At 51.2% G+C, this 22,378-nt stretch carries 18 protein-coding genes; 6 read left to right on the top strand and 12 right to left on the bottom strand.

The features are described 5' to 3' along the window. Position 1: 1 nt before the first annotated feature. The 3 genes from ETV65_RS24080 to ETV65_RS25280 all read right to left on the bottom strand — a co-directional run bounded on the left by ETV65_RS24080 (position 2) and on the right by ETV65_RS25280 (position 4,148). Positions 2 to 2,278, bottom strand: coding sequence for a diguanylate cyclase (locus tag ETV65_RS24080; protein WP_129955604.1), 2,277 nt, complete (start codon positions 2,276 to 2,278; stop codon positions 2 to 4). 202 nt (positions 2,279 to 2,480) lie between these two features. Next, positions 2,481 to 3,920 (bottom strand): magnesium transporter, encoded by a 1,440-nt coding sequence (gene mgtE / locus ETV65_RS24075; protein ID WP_129955603.1) that lies wholly within the window; start codon positions 3,918 to 3,920, stop codon positions 2,481 to 2,483. Between the two features lie 9 nt (positions 3,921 to 3,929). Beyond that, positions 3,930 to 4,148, bottom strand: coding sequence for a YfgG family protein (locus ETV65_RS25280; RefSeq protein ID WP_129955602.1), 219 nt, complete (start codon positions 4,146 to 4,148; stop codon positions 3,930 to 3,932). Positions 4,149 to 4,689: 541 nt separating this feature from the next. Here ETV65_RS25280 and ETV65_RS24065 point away from each other — a divergent pair. After that, positions 4,690 to 6,894, top strand: coding sequence for an EAL domain-containing protein (locus ETV65_RS24065; protein ID WP_240782878.1), 2,205 nt, complete (start codon positions 4,690 to 4,692; stop codon positions 6,892 to 6,894). A 74-nt stretch (positions 6,895 to 6,968) separates the two neighbouring features. Here the strand turns inward: ETV65_RS24065 and ppx are convergent, their stop codons facing one another. From ppx to purM, 5 genes are all read right to left on the bottom strand, one after another. Next, the gene (gene ppx, locus ETV65_RS24060) at positions 6,969 to 8,513 is read right to left on the bottom strand and encodes an exopolyphosphatase (RefSeq protein WP_129955626.1); all 1,545 of its coding nucleotides are present in this window, start codon (positions 8,511 to 8,513) and stop codon (positions 6,969 to 6,971) included. Positions 8,514 to 8,535: 22 nt separating this feature from the next. Next, positions 8,536 to 10,605: a polyphosphate kinase 1 gene (gene ppk1, locus ETV65_RS24055; protein ID WP_129955600.1), complete on the bottom strand. Its 2,070-nt coding sequence runs from the start codon at positions 10,603 to 10,605 to the stop codon at positions 8,536 to 8,538. Positions 10,606 to 11,046: 441 nt separating this feature from the next. Continuing rightward, the gene (gene speG / locus ETV65_RS24050) at positions 11,047 to 11,622 is read right to left on the bottom strand and encodes a spermidine N1-acetyltransferase (protein WP_129955599.1); all 576 of its coding nucleotides are present in this window, start codon (positions 11,620 to 11,622) and stop codon (positions 11,047 to 11,049) included. 220 nt (positions 11,623 to 11,842) lie between these two features. After that, positions 11,843 to 12,481, bottom strand: coding sequence for a phosphoribosylglycinamide formyltransferase (purN, locus tag ETV65_RS24045; protein WP_129955598.1), 639 nt, complete (start codon positions 12,479 to 12,481; stop codon positions 11,843 to 11,845). Between the two features lie 36 nt (positions 12,482 to 12,517). Beyond that, positions 12,518 to 13,555, bottom strand: coding sequence for a phosphoribosylformylglycinamidine cyclo-ligase (gene purM, locus ETV65_RS24040; RefSeq protein WP_129955597.1), 1,038 nt, complete (start codon positions 13,553 to 13,555; stop codon positions 12,518 to 12,520). A gap of 348 nt (positions 13,556 to 13,903) precedes the next feature. On the opposite strand from purM, the gene upp reads away from it, so the two are divergent. The 3 genes from upp (at position 13,904) to hda (ending at position 16,911) form a co-directional block, all read left to right on the top strand. Next, positions 13,904 to 14,530: a uracil phosphoribosyltransferase gene (upp, locus tag ETV65_RS24035; RefSeq protein WP_013576561.1), complete on the top strand. Its 627-nt coding sequence runs from the start codon at positions 13,904 to 13,906 to the stop codon at positions 14,528 to 14,530. Positions 14,531 to 14,734: 204 nt separating this feature from the next. Further along, positions 14,735 to 16,027 carry a uracil permease gene (gene uraA / locus ETV65_RS24030; RefSeq protein WP_129955596.1) on the top strand — a complete coding sequence of 431 codons (1,293 nt, stop codon included), beginning with the start codon at positions 14,735 to 14,737 and terminating at the stop codon, positions 16,025 to 16,027. 176 nt (positions 16,028 to 16,203) lie between these two features. After that, positions 16,204 to 16,911, top strand: a complete 708-nt coding sequence (gene hda, locus ETV65_RS24025; protein WP_013576559.1) for a DnaA inactivator Hda — start codon at positions 16,204 to 16,206, stop codon at positions 16,909 to 16,911. Between the two features lie 51 nt (positions 16,912 to 16,962). Here hda and arsC read toward each other — a convergent pair whose 3' ends face one another. Together arsC and ETV65_RS24015 are read right to left on the bottom strand one after the other, a co-directional pair. Beyond that, positions 16,963 to 17,319, bottom strand: coding sequence for an arsenate reductase (glutaredoxin) (gene arsC, locus ETV65_RS24020; protein WP_129955595.1), 357 nt, complete (start codon positions 17,317 to 17,319; stop codon positions 16,963 to 16,965). Between the two features lie 27 nt (positions 17,320 to 17,346). Further along, positions 17,347 to 18,879, bottom strand: a complete 1,533-nt coding sequence (locus ETV65_RS24015; protein ID WP_165383774.1) for a M48 family metallopeptidase — start codon at positions 18,877 to 18,879, stop codon at positions 17,347 to 17,349. Positions 18,880 to 19,139: 260 nt separating this feature from the next. Here ETV65_RS24015 and ETV65_RS24010 point away from each other — a divergent pair, with 260 nt between their 5' ends. Then, complete coding sequence (locus tag ETV65_RS24010) at positions 19,140 to 20,204, top strand: AI-2E family transporter (RefSeq protein WP_129955593.1); 1,065 nt, start codon at positions 19,140 to 19,142, stop codon at positions 20,202 to 20,204. Positions 20,205 to 20,279: 75 nt separating this feature from the next. On the opposite strand, the gene bcp is transcribed toward ETV65_RS24010, so the two are convergent. Together bcp and ETV65_RS24000 are read right to left on the bottom strand one after the other, a co-directional pair. After that, the gene (bcp, locus tag ETV65_RS24005; protein WP_015698249.1) at positions 20,280 to 20,747 is read right to left on the bottom strand and encodes a thioredoxin-dependent thiol peroxidase; all 468 of its coding nucleotides are present in this window, start codon (positions 20,745 to 20,747) and stop codon (positions 20,280 to 20,282) included. Further along, entirely contained in the window at positions 20,725 to 21,339 is a 615-nt protein-coding gene (locus tag ETV65_RS24000; RefSeq protein WP_129955592.1) for a glycine cleavage system transcriptional repressor, read from the bottom strand. Before ETV65_RS24000 ends, bcp begins: the two co-directional genes overlap by 23 nt. 145 nt (positions 21,340 to 21,484) lie before the next feature. Between ETV65_RS24000 and dapA the strand changes: the two genes are divergently transcribed. Then, complete coding sequence (gene dapA, locus ETV65_RS23995) at positions 21,485 to 22,366, top strand: 4-hydroxy-tetrahydrodipicolinate synthase (RefSeq protein ID WP_013576553.1); 882 nt, start codon at positions 21,485 to 21,487, stop codon at positions 22,364 to 22,366. Positions 22,367 to 22,378 lie beyond the last annotated feature (12 nt).

Raw genomic sequence — 22,378 nt, 5'->3', positions numbered from 1 at the left:
GTTACCCTTGTGCACCAGACTGAGGATTTTCAGGCGGTGTTTCGCCGCTGGTGTACGCGATGGCGTTTTTTTGCTCCGGTTCATATTTATAAACCCGCCCGCGTCCGTTGTGTTTGGCGATATAGCAGGCCATATCCGCCTGCGCCATGTATTCGCTGCCGGTTACGTTTGCATCGTTTATTTGCGTCATCCCTGCGCTGGCTCCGATCCGGTAGCCATTTCCTTCCCAAATAAAGTAAAAATTATTGATTTTATCCACCAGATGCTGAAGCGTTATCAACCCCTGTTCCTGGGGACAATCAAATAAAATCAGCGCAAATTCATCGCCACCCAGCCGCGCCAGCCGGTCACTGTTGCGGATATTCTCCTGCATCAGGGTGCTTAACTGACGCAGCAGTTCATCCCCGGCGGCATGCCCTGCCGTGTCGTTAATCGCCTTAAAATGATCCAGATCGATAAACGCCAGCACATGAGACTGACGTTGTGTTGCCGTCACATTGAGCGCTTTTTTCAGGCTCGATTCGAAGCTGCCACGATTCGATAACCCGGTGAGTAAATCGTGAGAGGCGCTGTAGCTAAGTTTGCGCATCAGTTCGCGGGATTTACTGACATCCTGTAGTACCAGCACAATGCCAATCGGTTCGTCTTTCAATGTACGCAGCGGCGACACGGCCAGCTGAACGTCAAACAAAGCAGTATGCTGTCCGTGCAGAACCAGGGAACGCTCAACCGAAGAGTGCAGGTTTTCATTGATATCAAACTGCAAAAGGTTATCGATAAGCGGCCCTCCCGCCCCTTTGCTGATAAGCACAATGCGGCTCACCGGTTGTCCCTGTGCCTGCTGTTCTGTCCAGCCGGTCATTTTCTCGGCCACCGGATTCATGAAAGTAATATTCATGTTACGGTCAGTTGAGATCACGGCTTCATTGATAGAATTGAGCGTGATATGCAGCAGTTCTTTTTCTTCATGCAGCGCTTCCGAAAGGCGCTTATTGGTCACTTCGGTGTGTTTAAGTTCGTTGATATCTTCAATCTGAGAAATGAAATACAGCGGATTATGGTGTTCATCACGCACCAGCGATACGGCGAGCAGTGTCCAGATAATTTCCCCGCTGCGGCGCATATAGCGCTTCTCCAGGGTGTAGCTCTGGATTTCATCGTTAAGCAGTTGCTGCAGTAGCATCAGGTCTTTGCCCAAATCGTCATGATAGGTAATTTCCTGGAACGTCAGGGTCGTCAGATACTCCGCCTCATAACCCAGCAACTGACATAACGCTTTGTTTACCTGCAACAGTTTGCCTTCCGGAGATACCAGCGTCATACCAATCGCTGAATATTCCATGGCATTTCTGAAGCGATTTTCACTCTGTGTGATGTGAGATTTTTCAGCGCGCAGCGCATGCATCGCCATCGCCATGGCATTCGCAGGCATCAGAATCAGTAACAGCGGCAGAAAAATTAATCCCTGGGGGACCTGAATCGACAGTCGCGGCTGAACAGAAATAATGCCGCTGGTATGCAGTAACGCAATCATCAGGGTCACTGCCAGGAAAATAATGAACGCTTCAATCCGGGGTAAACGAATGGCGCACCACAGCAGGGGAATGGTGATAAATGCGAAAGTGTAAGGCAGCCATTTCAGCGCAAGATAACCGGCGGCCAGGGTCAGGATTAACGTCAGAAGTAGCCCGAACAGACGTCGTGAAGTGAGCAGTTTAGACAGATAGCCGCGCTGGTAGATTAGCCCCAGTGGTGTGAGAGCGAGGATCGCCACCGCTTCTGACATAAACCAGGTCACAAAGCGGCTTTGTAATTCCGCCGGGGTATGAGCAGGCAGAATAAACAACAGCATAATTAACGCGCCGACCAGCGGGCAGAAAATTACCGCGACGAAGAGAAATTTCATCCAGGAACCCAGCCCGGAAAGCGGATCCTGGGCTGGCAGCATTCTGCGCAACAACGCGGCGCAAAGTGCCCCTTCAATAAGATTGTTGATCAGATAAGGCAGGTAATGGAAAAAAGGGGTGCCGAGGATGGTATGTGATGCCGCGATCCCAAGCGCAGCGGACCCCAGCAGCGGGATCCAGGCGCGATAACGGTTATGGAATAAAACAGGGATCAGCAATGCCGTCGGTAGCCACATCCCGGCGAGGCTGGATGACTTCTGAATAATACTCAGGCAAGTCAGCGCCAGCAGGCAAATTGAAATGCCCAAAAGTAAGCAGGATGTCCAGTTTGCCCGATAAATCCTGCGTGAAAGCGGTTTGCTCTTTTCCACAATGAAAACCTTTTTCTGGCTGACGGAGAGTTGCAGGCAGTCGCAGTGACACTTATTTATTCCTGTTACTCTGCACCTGTCGCAAGTCGGGCTGCGACAGGAGGAATGAATATCGGAGAATCAGCGCTAATTATTAATGTAAATTCTACATTACGCTGTAATAGATAACGAATTTTCCGGCCAGAAAGCCGGAATTGATTCATCAGAGCAGGAAAATGGTGGCGAGGCCGAGGAAAATGAAAAATCCGCCGGTGTCTGTCAGCGCGGTAATCATGACACTCGAACCGACTGCCGGGTCCCGGCCAAGACGCACCATGGTCAGCGGGATCACGACGCCCATCAGTGCGGCCAGCAGCAAATTCAGTACCATCGCCAACGTCATCACGGCACCCATTTGCCAGTCGCCGTAGAGCAGCCAGGTGACGACCCCCATTAATCCGCCCCACACAAGGCCGTTGATCAGTGCCACGCCCAGTTCCCTGAACATCAGGAATTTCAGATTGCCGAGCTGTACGTGGTGCAACGCCAGCCCGCGCACAATCATAGTGATGGTCTGATTACCGGTATTCCCGCCGATACCGGCAACAATGGGCATCAGCGCGGCCAGTGCAACGAGCTGTGAAATCGTGTGTTCAAACAGGCCAATCACGCGGGAAGCCACAAACGCCGTACACAGATTGATGGCCAGCCATGCCCAGCGATTACGTACAGCTTTGGTCACCGGCGAGAAAACATCTTCTTCAGGACTTAACCCCCCCATACGGCGTAAGTTGCTGTCGGTGTCGTTATTGACGAAATCAACAATTTCTTCCACCGTCAGGCGCCCCATCAGTTTTCCTTTTTTATCCACGACGGCAGCGGTGATCAGATCGTAGCGCTCGAACGCACTGGCTGCATCCTCCGCTTTATCCTCCGGTTCAAAGCTCGTGAGTTCGGTGATCATCACGTCAGAAACCAGCGTATGCGGCGGGTTCAGTAAAATGGTAGTCAGCGGCAATTCGCCGATCAGCGTATTTTTCCGGTCAGTGATAAAGACTTTGTCGGTTGCCTGGGGAATTGATTTGCGTGATCGGAGAAAGCGCTGAACGGTGCCCAGTGAGACATCCGGACGAACGGTCAGTAACTCGAAATCCATAATGCGGCCAACGCATTCTTTACTGAATTTCATGACTTCACGGACTTTGTCGCGCTGGCGCGGATCCAGCGAAGTCAGTACGCGGCCAATCAGGTCGCGGGGCAGATACTCCGCCAGATAAACCTGATCATCGACATCCAGCAGTGACATGGTTTTGAGCAAATCTTTATCGCTCATTTCTTCGATCAGGCTGTCCCAGACCGTTTCTGAGACTTCCACCAGTGCTTTGCCGCGCGCAGCAGGTTCTACCAGCCGCCAAAGCGCCAGACGCTCCCGTATCGGCAAGGCTTCCAGTACGTCCGCCACGTCAGCGGCATGAAGATTTTTTATCCGCGAGGTCAGCTCGGCGGTGTTGTCCATCAGTTGTGCACGCGTGTCGTCATCGACGTCCGGTTCCTCGCCCAGAATACTGTCGGCGAGGTCATCGGTGTTCAGAAGGAGATCGAGGATCCTGCTGCGGCTTTCAGCCAGCTTCTGGCCGTAATTTTTCGGTTTTTCACCAGGCATTTGAGATCCTTAGTCCTTTGAATAACGGCAGGTTTTCAACGTTCCGGTACAGGTTTTTTCAGGAGCCGGTTCCTGTGGCCCCAAAGTTTGCGTATCGGTCAGGGCTTGTTTTTGATCCTGATGATGTGAATACGCGCCGATAGCGGAGTAGACCAGACGTCCGAACAAAATAATGAAGCTTATCGCTAAAACGATTTTCGTTATTCTGATGTTGGTTTTTCGAGACATAATTTAATCGCTTAAGTAAATCGTTGCTACGGTGAAGGAATGAAGACATGCAAATGATAACGTTTACAATATATAGCACATCTAAACAGGCGGCCAGATAATCGGATTAAGAACAAAACGTGCGGTATTAACTTTTATACAACTGACAAAAACGCATCCTTTTCCTTATTCATGGGAATGATCTCATTAAATAATCTATACATTTTATTTTGTTAATCACGCGATGAATTTGTTTGAGATGAATTTCAGCCAAATCATAAAGATTGTGTTTATTGATATGCATCAAGGGATTTAAGATGGGGCACATTAGAATCCAGTCATATTTTAAAAGTGATGTCCCGACCTCCGCTGTATTCTTTTTTCTTCTGCGCTTTTTCTGTGAGATGACGTTTTTACAACGATAATTGAGGACGCGACCCGTAGCCACCGTCATCGGACTGCCAGTCTGACGTCAGTTATACTTTGAACCCTTCATTGCGGCATGAAATTCATGCACAAAACTTAGATGGACTTGATGCATAAAATTTTTTCCAGGCACAACATGCGCCATAAATGGTGGGGACTCCCCGTAATTTGTGCGCTGGTGCTGATCCCGGTGACCTCGTGGCTTTCTCCGATGATCTCCCTGCCGGATGGCCGCACTTATCTTATTTATATGCCGATGGCGACCTGTGTCGCGTTGCTGATGGTGTTTGACTGGGCTGCATTACCTGGCATCGTCCTGACGCTTTTCCTGCGTTATTACCTGCGGGTTGGGGTCGAGATGGGCATGCTGATGACGGTAATTTACTTCACCGCGCTGTCCCTGGCCTGGCTGGGTTATCGCTGGCAGGCGGGCAGCCGCTGGTCCGCACCGCTCGGGCTGATGAATCTGGCGAAGGCCCGCGTAGGCTGGTTGGTGATTTTCCTGACGTTATTTTTCGTCATTGTGCTGCAGGTTGTGATTGAAAGCGGGCTACTGCCCGGTTATCTCGGCATGGCGACACGGGATTTTGTTACGCTCAGGACGCTGGTCAATTTACAGGCATTGATCCTCGGCATTCTGCTTAACTCTCATGTGATTTATCTGGTGTTACGCATTATCCGTAAGCCGCATTATTTACGTGTGATATGCATGAGGCTGCGAAAAGAGCAATCAGCGGGCGTGAGATTTGCTGAAATTGTGCTGTGGTTTACGGTTCTGGTGTTTATGGTCACGCTGCTGTGCCTGCCGGGGATGAGTGAACCGTTCATGAAGATTTTACTCAGCGATTACACGCTGACGCTACTGTTCCCGGTATTGCTGTTTGGGGCATGGCGCTACGGTTATTACTTTATCAGTATTGTCTGGACCCTCACCCTGACGGTTTTATTTCACTACTATCAGGGGTTTATTTCCGGGAATGGCTTTATTCATAATCTGGTGTTCGTCTCCGCCCTGATGCTGGTTTATACCATCACGTTGTTACTGATGGCGGCTATCGCCTCACGGCAGCGTTTGCTGATGAAAAGATCCAGTGCCGCCGCCTTGCAGGACCCGGTGTTTGGCCTGCCTAACCTGCGTGCCTTCAACCGTGATCTGGCGCGCTATCCGCGTTCCATGCTCTGTTTTATCCGCGTCTCCGATATGGATGTGTTAAGCCGTAATTACGGCATGCAGTTACGTATTCAGTTCAAACAACAACTGGCGCTCGGGCTGAAGCCTTATCTGCAGAAGGAGGAGCAGGTTTATCATTTGCCGGGTTATGATCTGGTCTTGCGGCTTAACTGCGAAGATGCGGATAAAAAACTGCAGAATTTGCATGACTATCTGGAAGATTTCCGACTCATCTGGAACGGTTTGCCGCTGCATCCCAACATTGGTTTATCTTACTGTACGGTGTATTCGCCGGTGGAACATCTGCCGGTTTTACTGGGCGAACTGAGCGGGATTGCCGAAGTTTCCCTGACCACCGGACAGCCGGAATCGAATAAAAACGATCACACTCAGGTACAACTGGAGATCAGAGAGAAGGTCGATATGCTGCACAAAATCCAGCGGGCACTGGATGACGATCGTTTTGTGCTGATGGCGCAACCGATCTTAGGGGTACGCGGCGACAGTTATCATGAAATTCTGCTGCGCATGTCAGATGGTGCGCATGAAACGCTGATCACACCGGATAAGTTCCTGCCGGTGGTGCATGAATTTGGTTTGTCGTATCAGCTGGATATGTGGGTGCTGAAACATACGCTGATGTTTATCAATCAAAACCGTGTCCGTCTGCCAAGCCTGCGTTTTGCGGTGAATTTCACACCTTCGACGTTGTGCCGCCCGACATTTACCCGCGATTTTAAAGCACTCATGCTGGAATATGAGGTGGAACCGTTCCAGATTGTGCTGGAGGTGACCGAATCTCATCTGCTACAGAATATGAAATATGCTGACCTGGCGATGCGGGAATTACGTTCTTATGGTTGCCGCATTGCGATTGATGACTTCGGTACCGGCTATGCCAGTTATGGTCGTCTGAAGGCTATCCAGGCTGATATTCTGAAAATTGACGGCAGCTTCGTGCGCAATATGCTCACTGATTCGCTGGATGCCTACATTGTGCAGTCGATCTGTCAGGTGGCGCGCATGAAGCATTTATCGATTGTGGCGGAGTATGTAGAAACTGAAGACCAGAAAACCGCGCTGCATGCGCTGGGGGTGGATTACATGCAAGGTTATCTGGTGGGTAAACCGGAGCCGTTAAAGACACTACTTGAACTCCCGGGCGCCTGAAACTGAACGGCTGCCGGAGAAAAAAGCCCTCTGCGCATCAGATGCCAGAGGGCTTTTTTATTGCAGCGAAACGGTTAGTTTTCCGCAATGCCGTCTTCTTCCTCCAGCATCAGTTTCCAGCCTGTTACGTCATCCCAGTAACTTTGCTCTTTTTCGAAATCCAGCTGAACCAGGTTATTCTGCGCCAGATATCCGGCCGGGAAACGCAGCGTCCAGTGATTATCATCGGTGGATAACCGCAGGGATTCAGGCGTTGTCGTCGACTGACGCTGGTTATTGAGCAATGCGCCTAAGCGCAGAAGCTGAATCAGCGGAATGTAGTGCTTCTTCTTGAACAAATTCAGGCGCGGCAGTTCTTCCAGCTTGATGGCTTTGCGGTGGAAACGTACCAGTGTGGCCAGCAGCGTTTGCTGTTCCTGGTTGAACCCCGGCAAGTTAGTATTTTGCAAAATATACGAGGAATGACGGTGCATGCCGGTGTGGTTAATACTCAGGCCGACCTCATGCAACATGGCGCTGAATTTCAACAGTGATTCCAGCTGCGGCTGCACCAGCTTGGTATTTTGCGCCAGCCATTGTGCATACAATTGCTCGGTCGTATCCAGCACGCGGCGAGCCTGTTCCCGGTCAATGTTATAATGCTCAGCCAGGCTTTTCGCGGTACGGGTACGGATATCCTGATGACGGAAGCGGCCTTCCATTTCATACAGCACTCCTTCACGCAGCGCACCGTCCGAAAGACGCAGCTCTTTGACCGCCAGCGCATCAAATACGCCGCGCAGAATGGCCAGACCCGGTACAAAAACCGATTGCCTGTCTTCCGATAAACCCGGTAAATCCAGTGCGCTGAAATGCTTGAAGTTCAGTACTGCTTCGGTCAGCATTTCCAGCCGTTCAGGGGTAATTAAGCCGTCTTTCTCGCCCATGGCGACCAGGACTTCATGTGCTGCTTTAATACTGCCGGATGCACCCAAAGCATACTGCCAGCCTTGCAGCCTGTATTGCCACGCCAGAGTTTCCAGCTTTTGCGCGGCGGCAAGCTGCGCACGTTTGAAATTACTGCGACTGATTTCGCCATTGGGGAAAAACATCTGCGCAAAACTGACGCAGCCCATACGGCGGCTTTCGGCCAGCAATGGCTCGAAATCTTCCCCGATGACCAGTTCTGTTGAACCGCCACCGATATCGACTACCAGCTTGCGGCCTTTTTCAGGCTGGGTATGTTCAACACCCATAAAAATAAGTCGTGCCTCCTCCTGCCCGGAAATAATTTCAATCGGGTAGGGGATGACTTCTTTGGCGCGCTTGAGAAACTCCTCGGCATTCACTGCCTGACGCAGCGTATGCGTGCCGACGATAGTGACGTTATTTTCCGCAAACCCCTGCAGGCGTTCGGCGAATAAAGCCAGGCAATCCAGCCCGCGTTGAATGGCTTCTTCACTGAGCACATTTTTAGCGTCGAGGCCATCGGCCAGATGAACGCGTTGTTTCAGGCGTCCGAGGACCTGTAGCGCGCCGTTGACGACGCGGGCAATGACCATATGGAAACTGTTCGACCCGAGATCGATGGCCGCAATTTCCTGTGGTTTAGCATTCAGTGGGCTGCTTTTAAGGGGCATAATGGTATAACGCTCCAGGGGTTCAGGCTTGCTGACTTTGTTGTTCCAGCTCTTTGAGATATTCATAAATCGCCAGTTGCGCACGAACTTTGCGGCGATTTCCGCGTGGAACATACCGGTTGCTCAGTTCTTTATCAATCACTCTGGCTTTTACTGTGTCACTAAACAGCAGTTCAAGGATATCCAGAACGCGCTGTTTCAGACGCGGATCGAGCAGGGCAACGGCCACTTCAATACGGTAATCAATATTACGTGTCATCCAGTCGGCAGAAGACAGGAAGACTTTAGTCTCGCCGCCGTTTTCAAAGACATACACGCGATCGTGTTCCAGATAACGGTCAATGATACTGGTGACCTGAATATTTTCACTAAAACCAGGCAAATTCGGTACCAGTGAGCACATGCCGCGGATCAGCAGACGGATTTTCACCCCGACGTTTGACGCCACGTAGAGACGGTCAATCAGCCCTTTATCCACCAGATTGTTGATTTTCAGCGTAATACCGCCGGTACCCCCTGCCTGCACGTTGGCAATTTCACGGTCAATCAAACGGTAAAGCATGTCGCGTGAGTTTTGCGGTGACACCATCAGATGCTCGAACGACACCGGGCGGTACGGGTTTTCAATAAAGTTGAAGACACGTCGGACTTCGTTGGTGATCCTCGCATCGGCGGTGAGCAGTGAATAGTCGGTATAAAGCCGCGCTGTTTTCTCGTTAAAATTACCGGTCCCGATATGAGCATAGCGGACAATTTCATCGCCTTCCCGGCGGGAAATAAGAAAGAGTTTTGCGTGAATTTTCAGACCCGGCGCAGAGAAAATAACGTGCACACCGGCTTCCGTCAGGCGTTTCGCCCAGTGAATATTCGCTTCTTCATCAAAGCGCGCCTGCAGTTCGACGACCACCGTGACTTTCTTACCGTTGTGGGCGGCGTGGATCATCGATTCGATGATGCGGGAATCTTTCGCCACGCGGTAGATATTGATTTTTATCGACAGCACGTTCGGATCGAAAGATGCCTGACGCAACAGTTCCAGTACATGCTCAAACGTGTGATACGGATAATACAGCAGTACGTCTTGTTCACGGATCGCCGCAAAGCCGTTGCGGAATTTGTCGAACCACAAATGGCGCAGACGGGGGAGCGGACGGTTCACCAGATTGGCTTTGCCAACATTCGGGAAACCAATGAAATCTTTGAAATTATGGTAACGGCCACCGGCGATCACCGAATCATAATTGGAGATACCGAGTTTACCGCGCAGCAGCTCCACCATTTCATCCGGCATATCGCGCTGGTAAACGAAACGTACCGGTTCGGCGGTCAGACGCTGTTTCAGACTCGATGACATCAGCTCCAGCAGGCTCGATTCCATTTCCGTGACCAGATCATATTCAGCATCGCGGGTCATTTTCATTGAGTACGCATTCAGCGCATCGTAATCGAAGAAGCCTTTAAAAATATCATCCAGACAATAACGCAGAATGTTATCCAGCAGAATCATTGGCTTACGGCGGCGTGGTGCTTCCGGTGGCAAGTTAACGAAACGCGGCACTTTATCGGACGGAATTTCGAGCAGCGCGTAGTGGATCTCTTCGCCGCGGATAATTTCAACCGCCAGATAGGTGTAATCGTCTTTAAGGAATTGCACCAGGTTGGTGTCGTGATTAATCAGAATCGGTGTGATGTACTGGCGCAGATGATGTTTGAAATACTGGCGCAGCCAGGCTTGCTGGTTTTCGGAAACCTGACGTTCGTTAATAAGGAAAATTTGATTACGCGCCATTTCCAGAAGCAAGTCGTTGTAAAGGCTGTCGAACTCCTGATCAATGCGCAGCACCTTGGCCTGGATTTTTTTCAGTAAATGGCGGGACGCGCCCAGAAAACCTTGTTCTTCGCTGATGAGGATCCGTCTTTTTAAATCGGCGAAACGAACTTTATAAAATTCATCCAGGTTATTGGAATAGATCCCTAAAAAACGCATCCGTTCGATCAGGGGATTGCTTTTGTCAGCCGCTTCTTGCAACACGCGCTCATTGAAGGACAGCCAGCTTAGTTCTTTCTCGATATAAAGCTTTTCCTGACCCATTTTCACTCCGTTCATTTAGCTTGCAACCTGGCCCATACAGGCAAATTTGCCTGAAAACACCGCAATATAGCTCAACATATTCTTCGTGTTGCCCGCTTTTTAAGCGGCCAGCGCAGCAGGAAGCCATCTGTGAGAGGGGCCTAGTGTCTACTATCAATATTGCGAAAGATTGACAGGAAAGTCCAACATAACAAAGGATGATTTCAGAAGAGTTTATAGCAGGGGAATTATTGCGAGAAAAAGGAGGACAAAGCCTTACATGTGAAGGAGTTCGTCTACCCTGACCGATACGCTTCATACTTCAGATCGCAGGTGCGTTGGCTCCGTTTGCTCACCCGCACCACTGACTTAAATCAGTGGTGCGGGATTCACCCACTTGCCGCCTTCCTGCGAACCGAATTATTTTGGGTATAAATATTGAATAATTTTTACCGCGATAAATTAAATCGCGCTGGCACCCACCAGAGATTCAGGTTTGACCTGAGCAGGCTTGGTTTTGTATTTCGCCAGGAACTGAGGCTGGAAAATACACATGCGGATGGCGCTGCGATATTCGCCGTTCACAAAAAATTCCTGTTTCAGTTCCCCTTCAAGCTCGAACCCTAATTTGCTGTAAATATGGATCGCCTTTTTGTTTTCTTTATCCACAATTAAATACAGTTTGTAGAGGTTCAACACGGAGAAGGCATAATCCATCGCCAGACGGACGGCATCACCGGCAAAGCCTTTGCCCTGATGCTGCGGGTCAATAATGATCTGAAACTCCGCGCGGCGGTGAATATGATTAATTTCCACCAATTCGACCAGGCCGACCGGTCCGCTTTCGAATTCGATAATAAAGCGGCGCTCGCTTTGGTCATGGATATGCTTGTTATACAAATCGGTCAGTTCGACGAAAGCCTCGTAAGGTTCTTCAAACCAGTAACGCATGATGCTGGCGTTATTATCAAGACGATGAACAAACGACAGGTCGTCCTTTTCCAGTGGACGTAATCTGACGCTGTTATGGCTAAACATGGGGTGTTCCTCAACTATACAAGCCGTTTTATGAGGGTAACCTTCGTAAATATAAAATCTGAAACAAACGTGGTTCAGATGAAGGTCGGCGCACAAACGACGTTTAAACGTGCACCGGGACGGGCATTATATCGGGCGAAATGTAAACAAATGTCAAATAACGGAAAATAAAAAACCGGCACGTGGCCGGTTTATAGTGAAATCGTGATGCAATGGCAGATTAATCTTCCGCGTATCCACGTTCAGAAAGTGGATGGTTATCCAGCAGTGCCTGGCCGTTTTGCAGCGACAAACGTCCCTCAACAAACCAACTGACCACCAGCGGATAAATGCTGTGTTCCTGCGTTTGCACGCGGGCGATCAGATCTTCTTCGGTATCCTCAGTAAACACCGGTACCTTAGCCTGTAAAATTACCGGACCCCCGTCGAGTTCTTCAGTCACGAAATGCACGGATGTCCCGTGTTCGGCATCCTGATTTTCAATGGCCTGACGGTGTGTATGCAGACCCGGATATTTTGGCAGCAGGGAAGGGTGAATGTTGATCATGCGACCGGCAAAGCGCCGGACGAATTCAGCGGTCAGAATACGCATATAACCGGCAAGTACCACCAGATCAGGCTGGTAACTTTGGATAGCATCGGCCAGCGCAACGTCAAACGCCGCACGGTCTTCATAGGCTTTAACATCCAGCGCATGCGCGGGAATATTGGCTGAACGGGCTCTTTCAAGCCCGTATGCCGCTGCTTTATTGCTGAAGACCGCACAAAGCGTTGCATTGATTCGTCCCTGCTGGCAGGCATCGATCAGGGCCTGTAAATTGCTTCCCTCGCCCGATACCAGAACCACAATCCTTTTCATTTTCCTACCCGTCATCAGTCAGTTGTTTTACTGGTTTTATTCAATAATCACGCGTTCAGCGGCATCAGAGGCTTTAATGTAGCCAATTTTCCACGCTTTTTCGCCGTTATCGTTCAGTAATGCAATCGCCTGATCGGCCAGTTCTGCAGGAAGTGCCACCAGCATGCCGACACCACAGTTAAAGGTGCGGTACATTTCATGACGGCTGACGTTACCGGCGGTTTGCAACCAGGTAAAGACATCCGGCCACTGCCAGCTTGATTCATCGATAATCACCTGCGTGTTGTCCGGCAATACGCGGGGGATATTTTCCCAGAAGCCGCCACCGGTCAGATGGACGATGCCGTGAACATCCACGTTTTCGATCAGGTTCAGGATCGATTTCACGTAAATTTTGGTCGGTGCGAGCAAATGATCAGCCAGCGGTTTGCCTGCCAGATCGGTGGTTTCCGGGTCGGTCTTGCTGACTTCCAGAATTTTGCGCACCAGAGAATAACCGTTAGAATGCGGGCCACTGGCGGCCAGACCAATCAGCACATCCCCGTCAGCCACTTTGCTGCCGTCGATGATTTCTGATTTTTCCACCACGCCCACGCAGAAGCCTGCCACGTCGTAATCTTCGCCGTGATACATGCCCGGCATTTCAGCGGTTTCACCGCCAACTAACGCACAGCCAGACTGTTTACAGCCTTCTGCGATACCCGTGATCACGCTGGCAGCCGTATCGACGTCCAGTTTGCCAGTAGCGTAATAATCGAGGAAGAACAGGGGTTCGGCGCCCTGAACGATCAAATCGTTGACGCACATCGCGACCAGGTCGATACCGATAGTATCGTGGCGTTTCAAATCCATCGCCAGACGCAGCTTGGTGCCAACGCCGTCGGTACCCGATACCAGCACGGGTTCACGATATTTTTGCGGCAGCGCGCAGAGGGCACCAAAACCGCCCAGTCCACCCATGACTTCAGGGCGGCGAGTCTGTTTTACTACACCTTTAATGCGGTCTACCAATGCGTTACCGGCATCGATATCTACGCCTGCGTCTTTATAGCTGAGAGAGGTTTTGTCGGTCACTGCGAAGTCCCCACGGCGGTTTGGGTTGGTGGTTGAAGAATAAAGCGGGGCAATTCTAACAGTGGAAGCAAACGTTTGCGAGCGCCTTATTCAGAGTCACTATCTATACTTAAAAATACAACACTTAGCCGAAGTCATTGGAGTTGCAGCAAGACAGCAAACGAGCGAATCCCGATGAGCTGACTTGAGTCAGTGATTCGGGTGAGAGAGAGCAGCTAACGCAGCTGCGGCTTCAATGAAGCAGGGTAAGTTGATCCAGATCAGGCTATTTGGTATGGCGTTCAAAAAAAATGGCGTTATAATCTCGCGATTTTTTTTTGCAGCTCAACCACCTTAGGAGAATAAATAATGAAGATCGTCGAGGTGAAACACCCGCTGGTGAAACACAAGCTGGGCCTGATGCGTGAAAATGACATCAGCACGAAACGTTTTCGCGAACTGGCTTCTGAGGTGGGGAGTCTGCTGACGTATGAAGCGACTGCCGATTTAGAAACTGAAAAAGTGACGATTGAAGGCTGGAATGGCCCGGTCGAAATTGATCAAATCAAAGGCAAGAAAATTACCGTAGTGCCTATCCTGCGTGCCGGTCTGGGCATGATGGAAGGCGTACTGGAGCACGTTCCAAGCGCGCGTATCAGCGTAGTCGGCGTATACCGTGATGAAGAAACCCTGAAACCTGTGCCGTATTTCCAGAAGCTGGTTTCTAACATTGAAGAACGTCTGGCTCTGGTGGTTGATCCGATGCTGGCGACCGGGGGGTCTATGATTGCGACCATCGACCTGCTGAAAAAAGCTGGCTGCCAGAGTATTAAAGTCCTGGTGCTGGTTGCCGCGCCGGAAGGGATCGCCGCTCTGGAAGCTGCACACCCGGACGTTGAGCTGTACACCGCCTCGGTGGATCAGGGGCTCAATGATAAAGGCTACATCATCCCGGGGCTCGGTGATGCGGGCGACAAGATATTTGGTACGAAATAAGTTATTAGCCGACTGAGAAGTCGGCTTTTTTTTGCTCGTCATACTTCAGGCTGCGGATGCGTGGCTGTGCCTGTTCACCCTGAGCGCATAATTATCTGTGTCTCCGGGGCTTACGGGTTGGCCGCCTTTCTGCAACCCGAATTATGCAGAGCAAAAGGTTCTGTTTAACACAACATCACAAACACCTTTGAGAGGATCACATTCATGACCCGTCGTGTCATCGGGGTAAGCGAACGTCCGCCATTGCTGCAGACGATTCCCCTGAGTTTCCAGCATCTGTTTGCCATGTTTGGTGCCACCGTTCTGGTGCCTATTCTGTTCAAGATCAACCCGGCAACAGTGCTGCTGTTCAATGGCATAGGGACTTTGCTGTATTTATTTGTCTGTAAAGGGAAGATACCCGCCTACCTCGGCTCAAGTTTTGCGTTTATTTCTCCGGTGCTGTTGCTGTTGCCGATGGGGTATGAAGTGGCGCTGGGCGGCTTTATTGCCTGTGGTCTGTTGTTTTGTCTGGTGGCGCTGATTGTTAAGAAAGCCGGGATTGGCTGGATTAACGTGATGTTCCCTCCGGCGGCAATGGGCGCAATTGTAGCCGTTATCGGGCTGGAGCTGGCGGGCGTGGCGGCGAACATGGCGGGGTTGCTGCCTGCTGATGGCGCTGCGGTGGATTCCACCACCATTACCATTTCGCTGGTGACGCTGGCCGTGACTATTCTCGGTTCCGTATTGTTCCGCGGCTTCCTGGCGATTATCCCGATCCTGATTGGCGTGCTGGTGGGTTATGCGCTGTCGTTCTTCATGGGCGTGGTGAATGTTTCTGCCATTGAAAACGCGCACTGGTTCGCGCTGCCAACCTTCTATACGCCACGTTTTGAATGGGTCGCTATCCTCACGATCCTGCCTGCGGCGCTGGTTGTTATTGCCGAACACGTCGGGCATCTGGTTGTGACGGCAAACATTGTGAAGAAAGATTTGCTGCGTGATCCGGGCCTGCACCGTTCGATGCTGGCTAATGGCCTGTCGACCGTGTTATCCGGTTTTTTTGGTTCAACGCCAAACACCACGTATGGTGAAAATATCGGCGTCATGGCCATCACCAAGGTCTACAGTACCTGGGTGATCGGCGGCGCGGCTATCCTCGCCATTCTGCTTTCCTGTATCGGCAAACTGGCGGCGGCAATCCAGGCCGTTCCGGTGCCCGTGATGGGGGGCGTTTCTTTGCTGCTGTACGGCGTGATTGGCGCATCCGGTATCCGCGTGCTGATTGAATCGAAGGTTGATTACAACAAAGCACAGAATCTGATCCTGACGGCGGTGATCCTGATTATCGGTGTCAGCGGCGCGAAGATCCACATTGGTGCAGCAGAGCTGAAAGGTATGGCGCTGGCAACGATCGTGGGCATTTTCCTGAGTCTGTTGTTCAAAGTGATCGAGATTTTCCGTGGTGAAGAACAGATCATTGATGTTGATGATGAGCGGGAAAATCCGCCGGTCTGATCCGGGCGTTTTTAAGTCAATCCCTGGCCGGCGGGCACATAACCCGCCGGTCGGGTGCTCGGATCGCAAGCGGTTGCACCGGGCACAGTTCATTTCACCGCGGATCCTTGCTAGAATTCGGCAGTTCTTTTTTTTGACGTGACAACATCTGCGGTCATCATGCCGCTTTGGTTGAGGTGCTTCTGAATACGCCGGCACAGCTTTCCCTGCCACTTTATCTTCCCGATGATGAAACCTTTGCCAGTTTTTATCCGGGGGAAAACCCTTCTCTGCTTTCTGCCATTCAGAGCGCATTGCATCAGGAACACGGCACCTATATTTATTTCTGGTCACGCGAAGGCGGTGGCCGCAGCCATTTGCTGCATGCGGCTTGTGCTGAATTATCACAACGCGGTGAAGCGGTCGGTTATGTGCCGCTGGATAAACGCGCTTATTTTGTGCCTGAAGTCCTGGACGGTATGGAACATCTGGCGCTGGTTTGTATCGACAATATTGAAGGCATTGCCGGTGATGATGAATGGGAGGCGGCTGTTTTTCATCTCTATAACCGCATTCTTGAAACCGGTCGTACGCGCCTGTTTATTACCGGCGATCGTCCTCCGCGTCAGCTGAATCTCAGCCTGCCGGATCTGGCCTCCCGTCTGGACTGGGGACAAATCTACAAACTTCAGCCGCTTTCCGATGAAGAAAAGCTTCAGGCATTGCAGTTGCGCGCTAAACTGCGCGGCTTTGAACTGCCGGAAGACGTGGGCCGTTTTCTGCTTAAGCGTCTCGACCGGGAAATGCGTACGCTGTTTATGACCCTTGATCAGCTCGATCGCGCTTCTATTACGGCGCAGCGGAAATTGACAATCCCGTTTGTGAAAGAAATTCTCGGGCTGTAACGGGAAGGAATGTCCGGGTTCGTTAGCTGAACCCGAACGGAAAGCGGGGGGTTATAAAATCTCTTTCACCTGCTCCGGCGGACGCCCTAAACGCGCCTTGCCGTTGGCTACCACAATCGGACGTTCAATCAGCCGCGGGTGATCAGCCATTGCCTGTAAAAGCGCGTCCTCGCTCAGATGAGCATCCTTCAGATTCATGTCCTTGTAAATTTGCTCGCCCTTACGCATCAGTTCGCGTGCTGAGCTAAAGCCCAGCAGCCCGAGCAGTTCCTTAAGCTTATCCACAGACGGCTGCGTTTCCAGATATAAAATCACTTCCGGTTCAATGCCTTCTGCTTCCAGCAATTTCAGGGTTTCGCGGCTCTTTGAACATGCCGGATTATGATAGATTGCGACATCGTGTTGCATAAGATTTCCTCCATTCTGGCCCTGGGATCAGCCTTTCTGATACTGACGGAACCGTTGCTGTAACTGACGAAGCTGATCGATTCGTGCATCGTAACGGGCCTGTTCCAGACTGCCTAATTTTTGTAATGCGCTGGCATTGCTCAGCATCTCAATCGCCTGATCCAGACGTCCGACTAACGCCATGCTTTCTGCCCGGGCAGCCAGTTCTTGCGCACGCAGTCCTTGTGCCGCAGCGGCCTGAGACAACAAATCCCAGCCATTCGGATCGCCCGGATAATTAAAAGTATAGCGGTTGAGAATTTTCATGGCATTGGCGGGTTTGGCGCCCTCAAGATAGGCGTTGGCCAGGTTGAGTTGCAGCACGGCGTTGGAACTACTGGCCGCACCGGCCTGTTCCAGACGCGCAATCGCCTGCGGTGCACGTTTGCTGTCGATATCATTATCGGTGGCTAAATCCAGCAACCATTCATTGCCCGGATACTGTATCAGCAACTGATCCAGTAAGGTCCGTGCCTGATCATTCTTCTTGGCTTTGTAAAATTGCAATGCACGGCCATATTTTGCCGCCAGTTGTTCACGGATATTGCCGTTACTCAGTTTTTGCAGATAGTCATCTGACAACGGGAAACTCTCGGAACCGTACATGCCCAAAATGCGCACTTTTGCCATCAGATAATCTTGTGAGGATTGCACAATCGGGTGCGGCATCTGGTTGGCGCGGTTACGGATATCGGCCAGGCGGCTGTCGGGGAGGGGGTGAGTCAGCAGCATTTCCGGCGGACGGGTCGAGTAACTTGCCTGATCCGCCAGTTTTTGCAGGAAGGCTGGCATAGCCTGCGGATCAAAACCGGAACGCTGTAAGACCTGAATGCCGATACGGTCAGCTTCCTGCTCATTGCCCTGCGTGAAACTGATCATGCCCTGTTGCGTGCCGGCCAGGGTACCGGTCAGTGCCGCCATGCCCATTTGCGGGCTGGCCATCGCCAGAAGAATCGACCCCAGCGCGCCCACCCAGGTGAGCGGGGCGTTACGTTGCTGGTCTTCCATCGCACGCGCCAGATGGCGCTGGGTTACGTGGGAAATTTCGTGCGCCATGACGGAGGCCAGCTGGCTCTCGTTATCGGTGTAGCGGAACAGCGAAGAGTGAAGCACAACATTGCCGCCAAAAAAGGCAAAGGCGTTCAGCTCATCGTTATTAACGATGAAAAAATGGAACGGGGTGCGTACGGAATAGGCATGCGCCACCAGCCGTTGCCCCAGTTCGTTGATGTACTGATTGAGCAGCGGATCGTTAATCAGCGGCGTGCTGGCGCGCATCTGACGGACATAAAAATCGCCCATCTGTAATTCCTGATTAATACTGAGCGTGCCGCCTGCGGTAGTGCCGATGTCCGGTAACTGGTCGCTCACCGGCGGGGCTAAGGGCGAGTTAATGCTTTTTGCGGGACCCGCGGGAGTTGACCAGAATGAACTGTCATCTGCACCGGCGGGCAGTATGGAACCCGCGAGCAGGCTACCCAGACACAGGGCAATCACTCTTTTTTTCAACCGCATAACCATAAACATTTGCTTCCCAATAAGTTAACCGCGATACCGATGAGCTTTACGAGCCTTTCTTTCGCGAACAGTCAGCCAGACTGTTATTTTCTTGCGCTTTTCTCTGCGCCGGTCTCTATAGTAGCTATCCGCGTGAGAGTTTAAAACACTCCGAAGCTACAGTTGTGTGACAACGAACTTTTTAAATAGTTACTTGTGTCTGAGCGCGCAGGGAACGAACAGCGCGCATATGCCGGACCCGAAATTACAGGAGCGTTTTCTTGATGTTGGATATGTTATTACAGTGGTATCGCCGTCGCTTTACGGATCCGCAGGCTATCGCACTGCTGGCTATTCTGGTCGCAGGTTTCTGCATTCTCTATTTCCTCAATGGCATCCTGGCGCCGCTTCTGGTGGCGATGGTGCTCGCCTATTTGCTGGAGTGGCCGACAGTGCGTCTGCAACATGTCGGGCTTTCCCGCACGCTGTCGGTGAGCGTGGTGCTGATTATTTTCGCCGGTATTTTACTGCTCGGTATGTTTGTCATTGCGCCGGTGACCTGGCAGCAGGGCGTGAACCTGATGACTGATTTACCGAGCATGCTGAACCGCTTCTATGATTTCGCCGCGACATTGCCGAAACGTTATCCTGCGCTGGTGGATGCGGGCATCATCGACATGATGGCAGAAAATATGCGCAGCAAATTATCCGGTCTGGGTGAATCAGTGGTGAAATATTCACTGGCCTCGCTGGTCGGTTTACTGACGCTGGCGATTTACCTGATTCTGGTACCGATGATGGTCTTCTTCCTGCTTAAAGATAAAGAGCAGATGCTGAATGCCGTGCGTCGCATACTGCCACGCGATCGTGGACTGGCCGGACAGGTCTGGGTGGAGATGAATCAGCAGGTCACCAACTATATCCGCGGCAAAGTGCTCGAGATGATTATCGTCGGTGTGGCCACTTATCTGGTGTTTTGGGTGATGGATCTGCATTATTCGCTGCTGCTGGCGGTGCTGGTCGGTGTATCGGTTCTGATTCCGTATATCGGCGCGATGCTGGTGACCATTCCGGTGGTCATTGTCGCGATGTTCCAGTGGGGACTGGGCGCGGATTTCTGGACGCTTTTTGTCGCCTATCTGGTGGTACAGGGTCTGGACGGGAATGTGATTGTGCCGTTGTTGTTCTCGGAAGCGGTGAATCTGCATCCGCTGGTGATTATTCTTTCTGTCGTGGTGTTTGGCGGATTGTGGGGATTCTGGGGCGTGTTCTTTGCAATACCGCTGGCGACGCTGGTCAAAGCAGTGGTTCACGTCTGGCCGGATGAATCACTGAACGAAACCCGGTGATTTATTCTGCTGAGCGTATTCAATAAAAAAAAGCGCGTCTGCGCTTTTTTTGTATCCACACTCTGACCGTTTCGGTTATTTACCGTTCAGGTAGGCCATCACGATGTCATGGTGATTAGTGGTTTTGAAATCGTCGAACACTTTCTCGACTTTGCCATTGCCATCGAGCAGGAAGCTGATGCGATGAATGCCATCGTAGGTTTTACCCATAAAGGATTTTTCACCCCAGACGCCAAACTGTTCACAGACCTGATGATCTTCATCGGACAGCAAAGTGAAGTTCAGCAGTTCTTTCTCAGCAAAACGCGACAGCTTTTCCGGCTTATCGGTGCTGATCCCCAGCACTTCAACGCCGGCACTTTTTAACTGATCCATGTTATCGCGCAGTCCGCAGGCTTGTACGGTACAACCCGGGGTCATGGCTTTAGGATAGAAATAGACCAGGACTTTCTGTCCCTGGAAGTCGGCCAGATTAATTTGTTCACCGTCTTGGTCGGGCAAACTAAATTGCGGCGCAGGGTCACCGGCTTTCAGTGGGCTCATTGTCTTTCTCCATATCTCTTAGCGATTGCTGCAGTTTATCTTCATTCTCAGAATAACTAACGACATTAATACTGCCTTGCGCTTTCAGTTCTGTACATAGCTGATGAAACGCCTGCTCAATAATTGCCGCATCAGTGTTGGCTGCGCTGTGCGCCGTAATTTGAATCGATAACTGCGCCGGTGTGTTGGCATCTGCCGGGCGGGTTTTGGAGGCAAGTTCGGCGATATTCATCTGATGCGTATCGAACAAATCGGTAAAACGCTCGATCAGATGCGCTGAGTCTTTCACTTCCACTTTCACCCAAACCGTAGCAGGCATGGGCGGACGTTCATGTGCGCTGGTTCGCTTCATCACGATTAATAATTCCAGCTCTGCGCCTTTTTGCGGCAGGGTGGATTCAATCAGCGTAATCGCATTCCAGCTACCGGAAAGCAACATGATAAACGTAAACTCATCACCGAGCATCGCAAGACGGCTGTCTTCAATATTACAGCCGCAGCTGCTGACCTGGCGGGTTATGGTGTTGACGATGCCCGGGCGATCAGCACCTAACGCGGTGATCACGAGATAATGTTGTTGTGGCTGCGGCAAAATAGGTCTTCCTGTCGTGCTTGGGAGTATTCCCAAGGTAAACATAAAAAAAACCGCCGGACAAGCGGTTACCGCTCGTTGATTGCTTGCTTTTGCAGTGGTGTCAAAAGTACCATGAGTGACCTGTTTGTGGAGGGGAAGGTCAATGTTTACGGGAAGTATTGTTGCACTGGTTACGCCGATGGACACCAAAGGTGCTGTCGATCGCGCGAGTCTGAAAAAACTGATTGATTATCATGTGTCCAGTGGTACTGCGGCGATCGTTTCCGTTGGCACGACCGGCGAGTCGGCCACGTTGAGCCATGAAGAGCACGGTGACGTGGTCTTACAGACGCTGGAACTGGCTGATGGACGCATTCCTGTTATCGCAGGCACCGGCGCAAACGCGACCGCTGAAGCGATTTCTCTTACGCAACGTTTTGAAAAAAGTGGCGTTGTTGGTTGTCTGACTGTCACCCCTTATTACAACCGTCCGACGCAGGAAGGTCTGTATCAGCACTTCAAGGCCATCGCTGAAAATACCTCTCTGCCGCAAATTCTCTACAACGTGCCGTCACGTACCGGCTGCGATATGTTGCCGCAGACCATCGCGCGTTTAGCAAAATTGAAGAATATTGTTGCTGTTAAAGAAGCAACAGGGAACTTAAGTCGCGTTAGTCAGATCCAAGTGCTGGTTGATGATGAAGATTTCATTCTGCTGAGCGGCGATGACGCCAGCGGTCTGGACTTTATGCAACTCGGTGGTAAGGGTGTTATTTCCGTCACGGCTAACGTAGCTGCCCGTGAGATGGCCCAACTTTGTGAGCTGGCTGCGCTTGGCAACTTTGCCGAAGCGCGTCGCCTGAATCAGCGCCTGATGCCTTTGCATCAGAATTTGTTTGTAGAAGCAAACCCAATCCCGGTGAAATGGGCCTGTAAGGCACTGGGTTTGATGGCAACCGATACGATGCGTCTGCCTATGACGCCGTTAACAGATGCTGCCCGTCCGGTCGTGGAAGAAGCATTAAAAAGCGCCGGTTTGCTGTAACTCTTAGGAAGA

The sequence above is a fragment of the Rahnella sp. RFA10(1/100) genome (assembly GCF_004195115.1).
GTDB lineage: Bacteria > Pseudomonadota > Gammaproteobacteria > Enterobacterales > Enterobacteriaceae > Rahnella > Rahnella perminowiae.
Note: the sequence above shows the minus strand (reverse complement) of the source record. Positions and strands in the feature narration are given on the sequence as shown.

Excerpts from the sequence above, each read along its gene's own strand:
- purN (WP_129955598.1), bottom strand. The coding sequence starts at position 12,481 with ATGAAAAGGATTGTGGTTCTGGTATCGGGCGAGGGAAGCAATTTACAG.
- arsC (WP_129955595.1), bottom strand. The coding sequence starts at position 17,319 with ATGCAACACGATGTCGCAATCTATCATAATCCGGCATGTTCAAAGAGC.
- uraA (WP_129955596.1), top strand. The coding sequence starts at position 14,735 with ATGACCCGTCGTGTCATCGGGGTAAGCGAACGTCCGCCATTGCTGCAG.
- bcp (WP_015698249.1), bottom strand. The coding sequence starts at position 20,747 with ATGAGCCCACTGAAAGCCGGTGACCCTGCGCCGCAATTTAGTTTGCCC.
- ppk1 (WP_129955600.1), bottom strand. The coding sequence starts at position 10,605 with ATGGGTCAGGAAAAGCTTTATATCGAGAAAGAACTAAGCTGGCTGTCC.
- ETV65_RS24015 (WP_165383774.1), bottom strand. The coding sequence starts at position 18,879 with ATGGTTATGCGGTTGAAAAAAAGAGTGATTGCCCTGTGTCTGGGTAGC.
- ETV65_RS25280 (WP_129955602.1), bottom strand. The coding sequence starts at position 4,148 with ATGTCTCGAAAAACCAACATCAGAATAACGAAAATCGTTTTAGCGATA.
- ETV65_RS24010 (WP_129955593.1), top strand. The coding sequence starts at position 19,140 with ATGTTGGATATGTTATTACAGTGGTATCGCCGTCGCTTTACGGATCCG.
- dapA (WP_013576553.1), top strand. The coding sequence starts at position 21,485 with ATGTTTACGGGAAGTATTGTTGCACTGGTTACGCCGATGGACACCAAA.
- ppx (WP_129955626.1), bottom strand. The coding sequence starts at position 8,513 with ATGCCCCTTAAAAGCAGCCCACTGAATGCTAAACCACAGGAAATTGCG.
- mgtE (WP_129955603.1), bottom strand. The coding sequence starts at position 3,920 with ATGCCTGGTGAAAAACCGAAAAATTACGGCCAGAAGCTGGCTGAAAGC.
- speG (WP_129955599.1), bottom strand. The coding sequence starts at position 11,622 with ATGTTTAGCCATAACAGCGTCAGATTACGTCCACTGGAAAAGGACGAC.
- ETV65_RS24065 (WP_240782878.1), top strand. The coding sequence starts at position 4,690 with ATGCGCCATAAATGGTGGGGACTCCCCGTAATTTGTGCGCTGGTGCTG.
- upp (WP_013576561.1), top strand. The coding sequence starts at position 13,904 with ATGAAGATCGTCGAGGTGAAACACCCGCTGGTGAAACACAAGCTGGGC.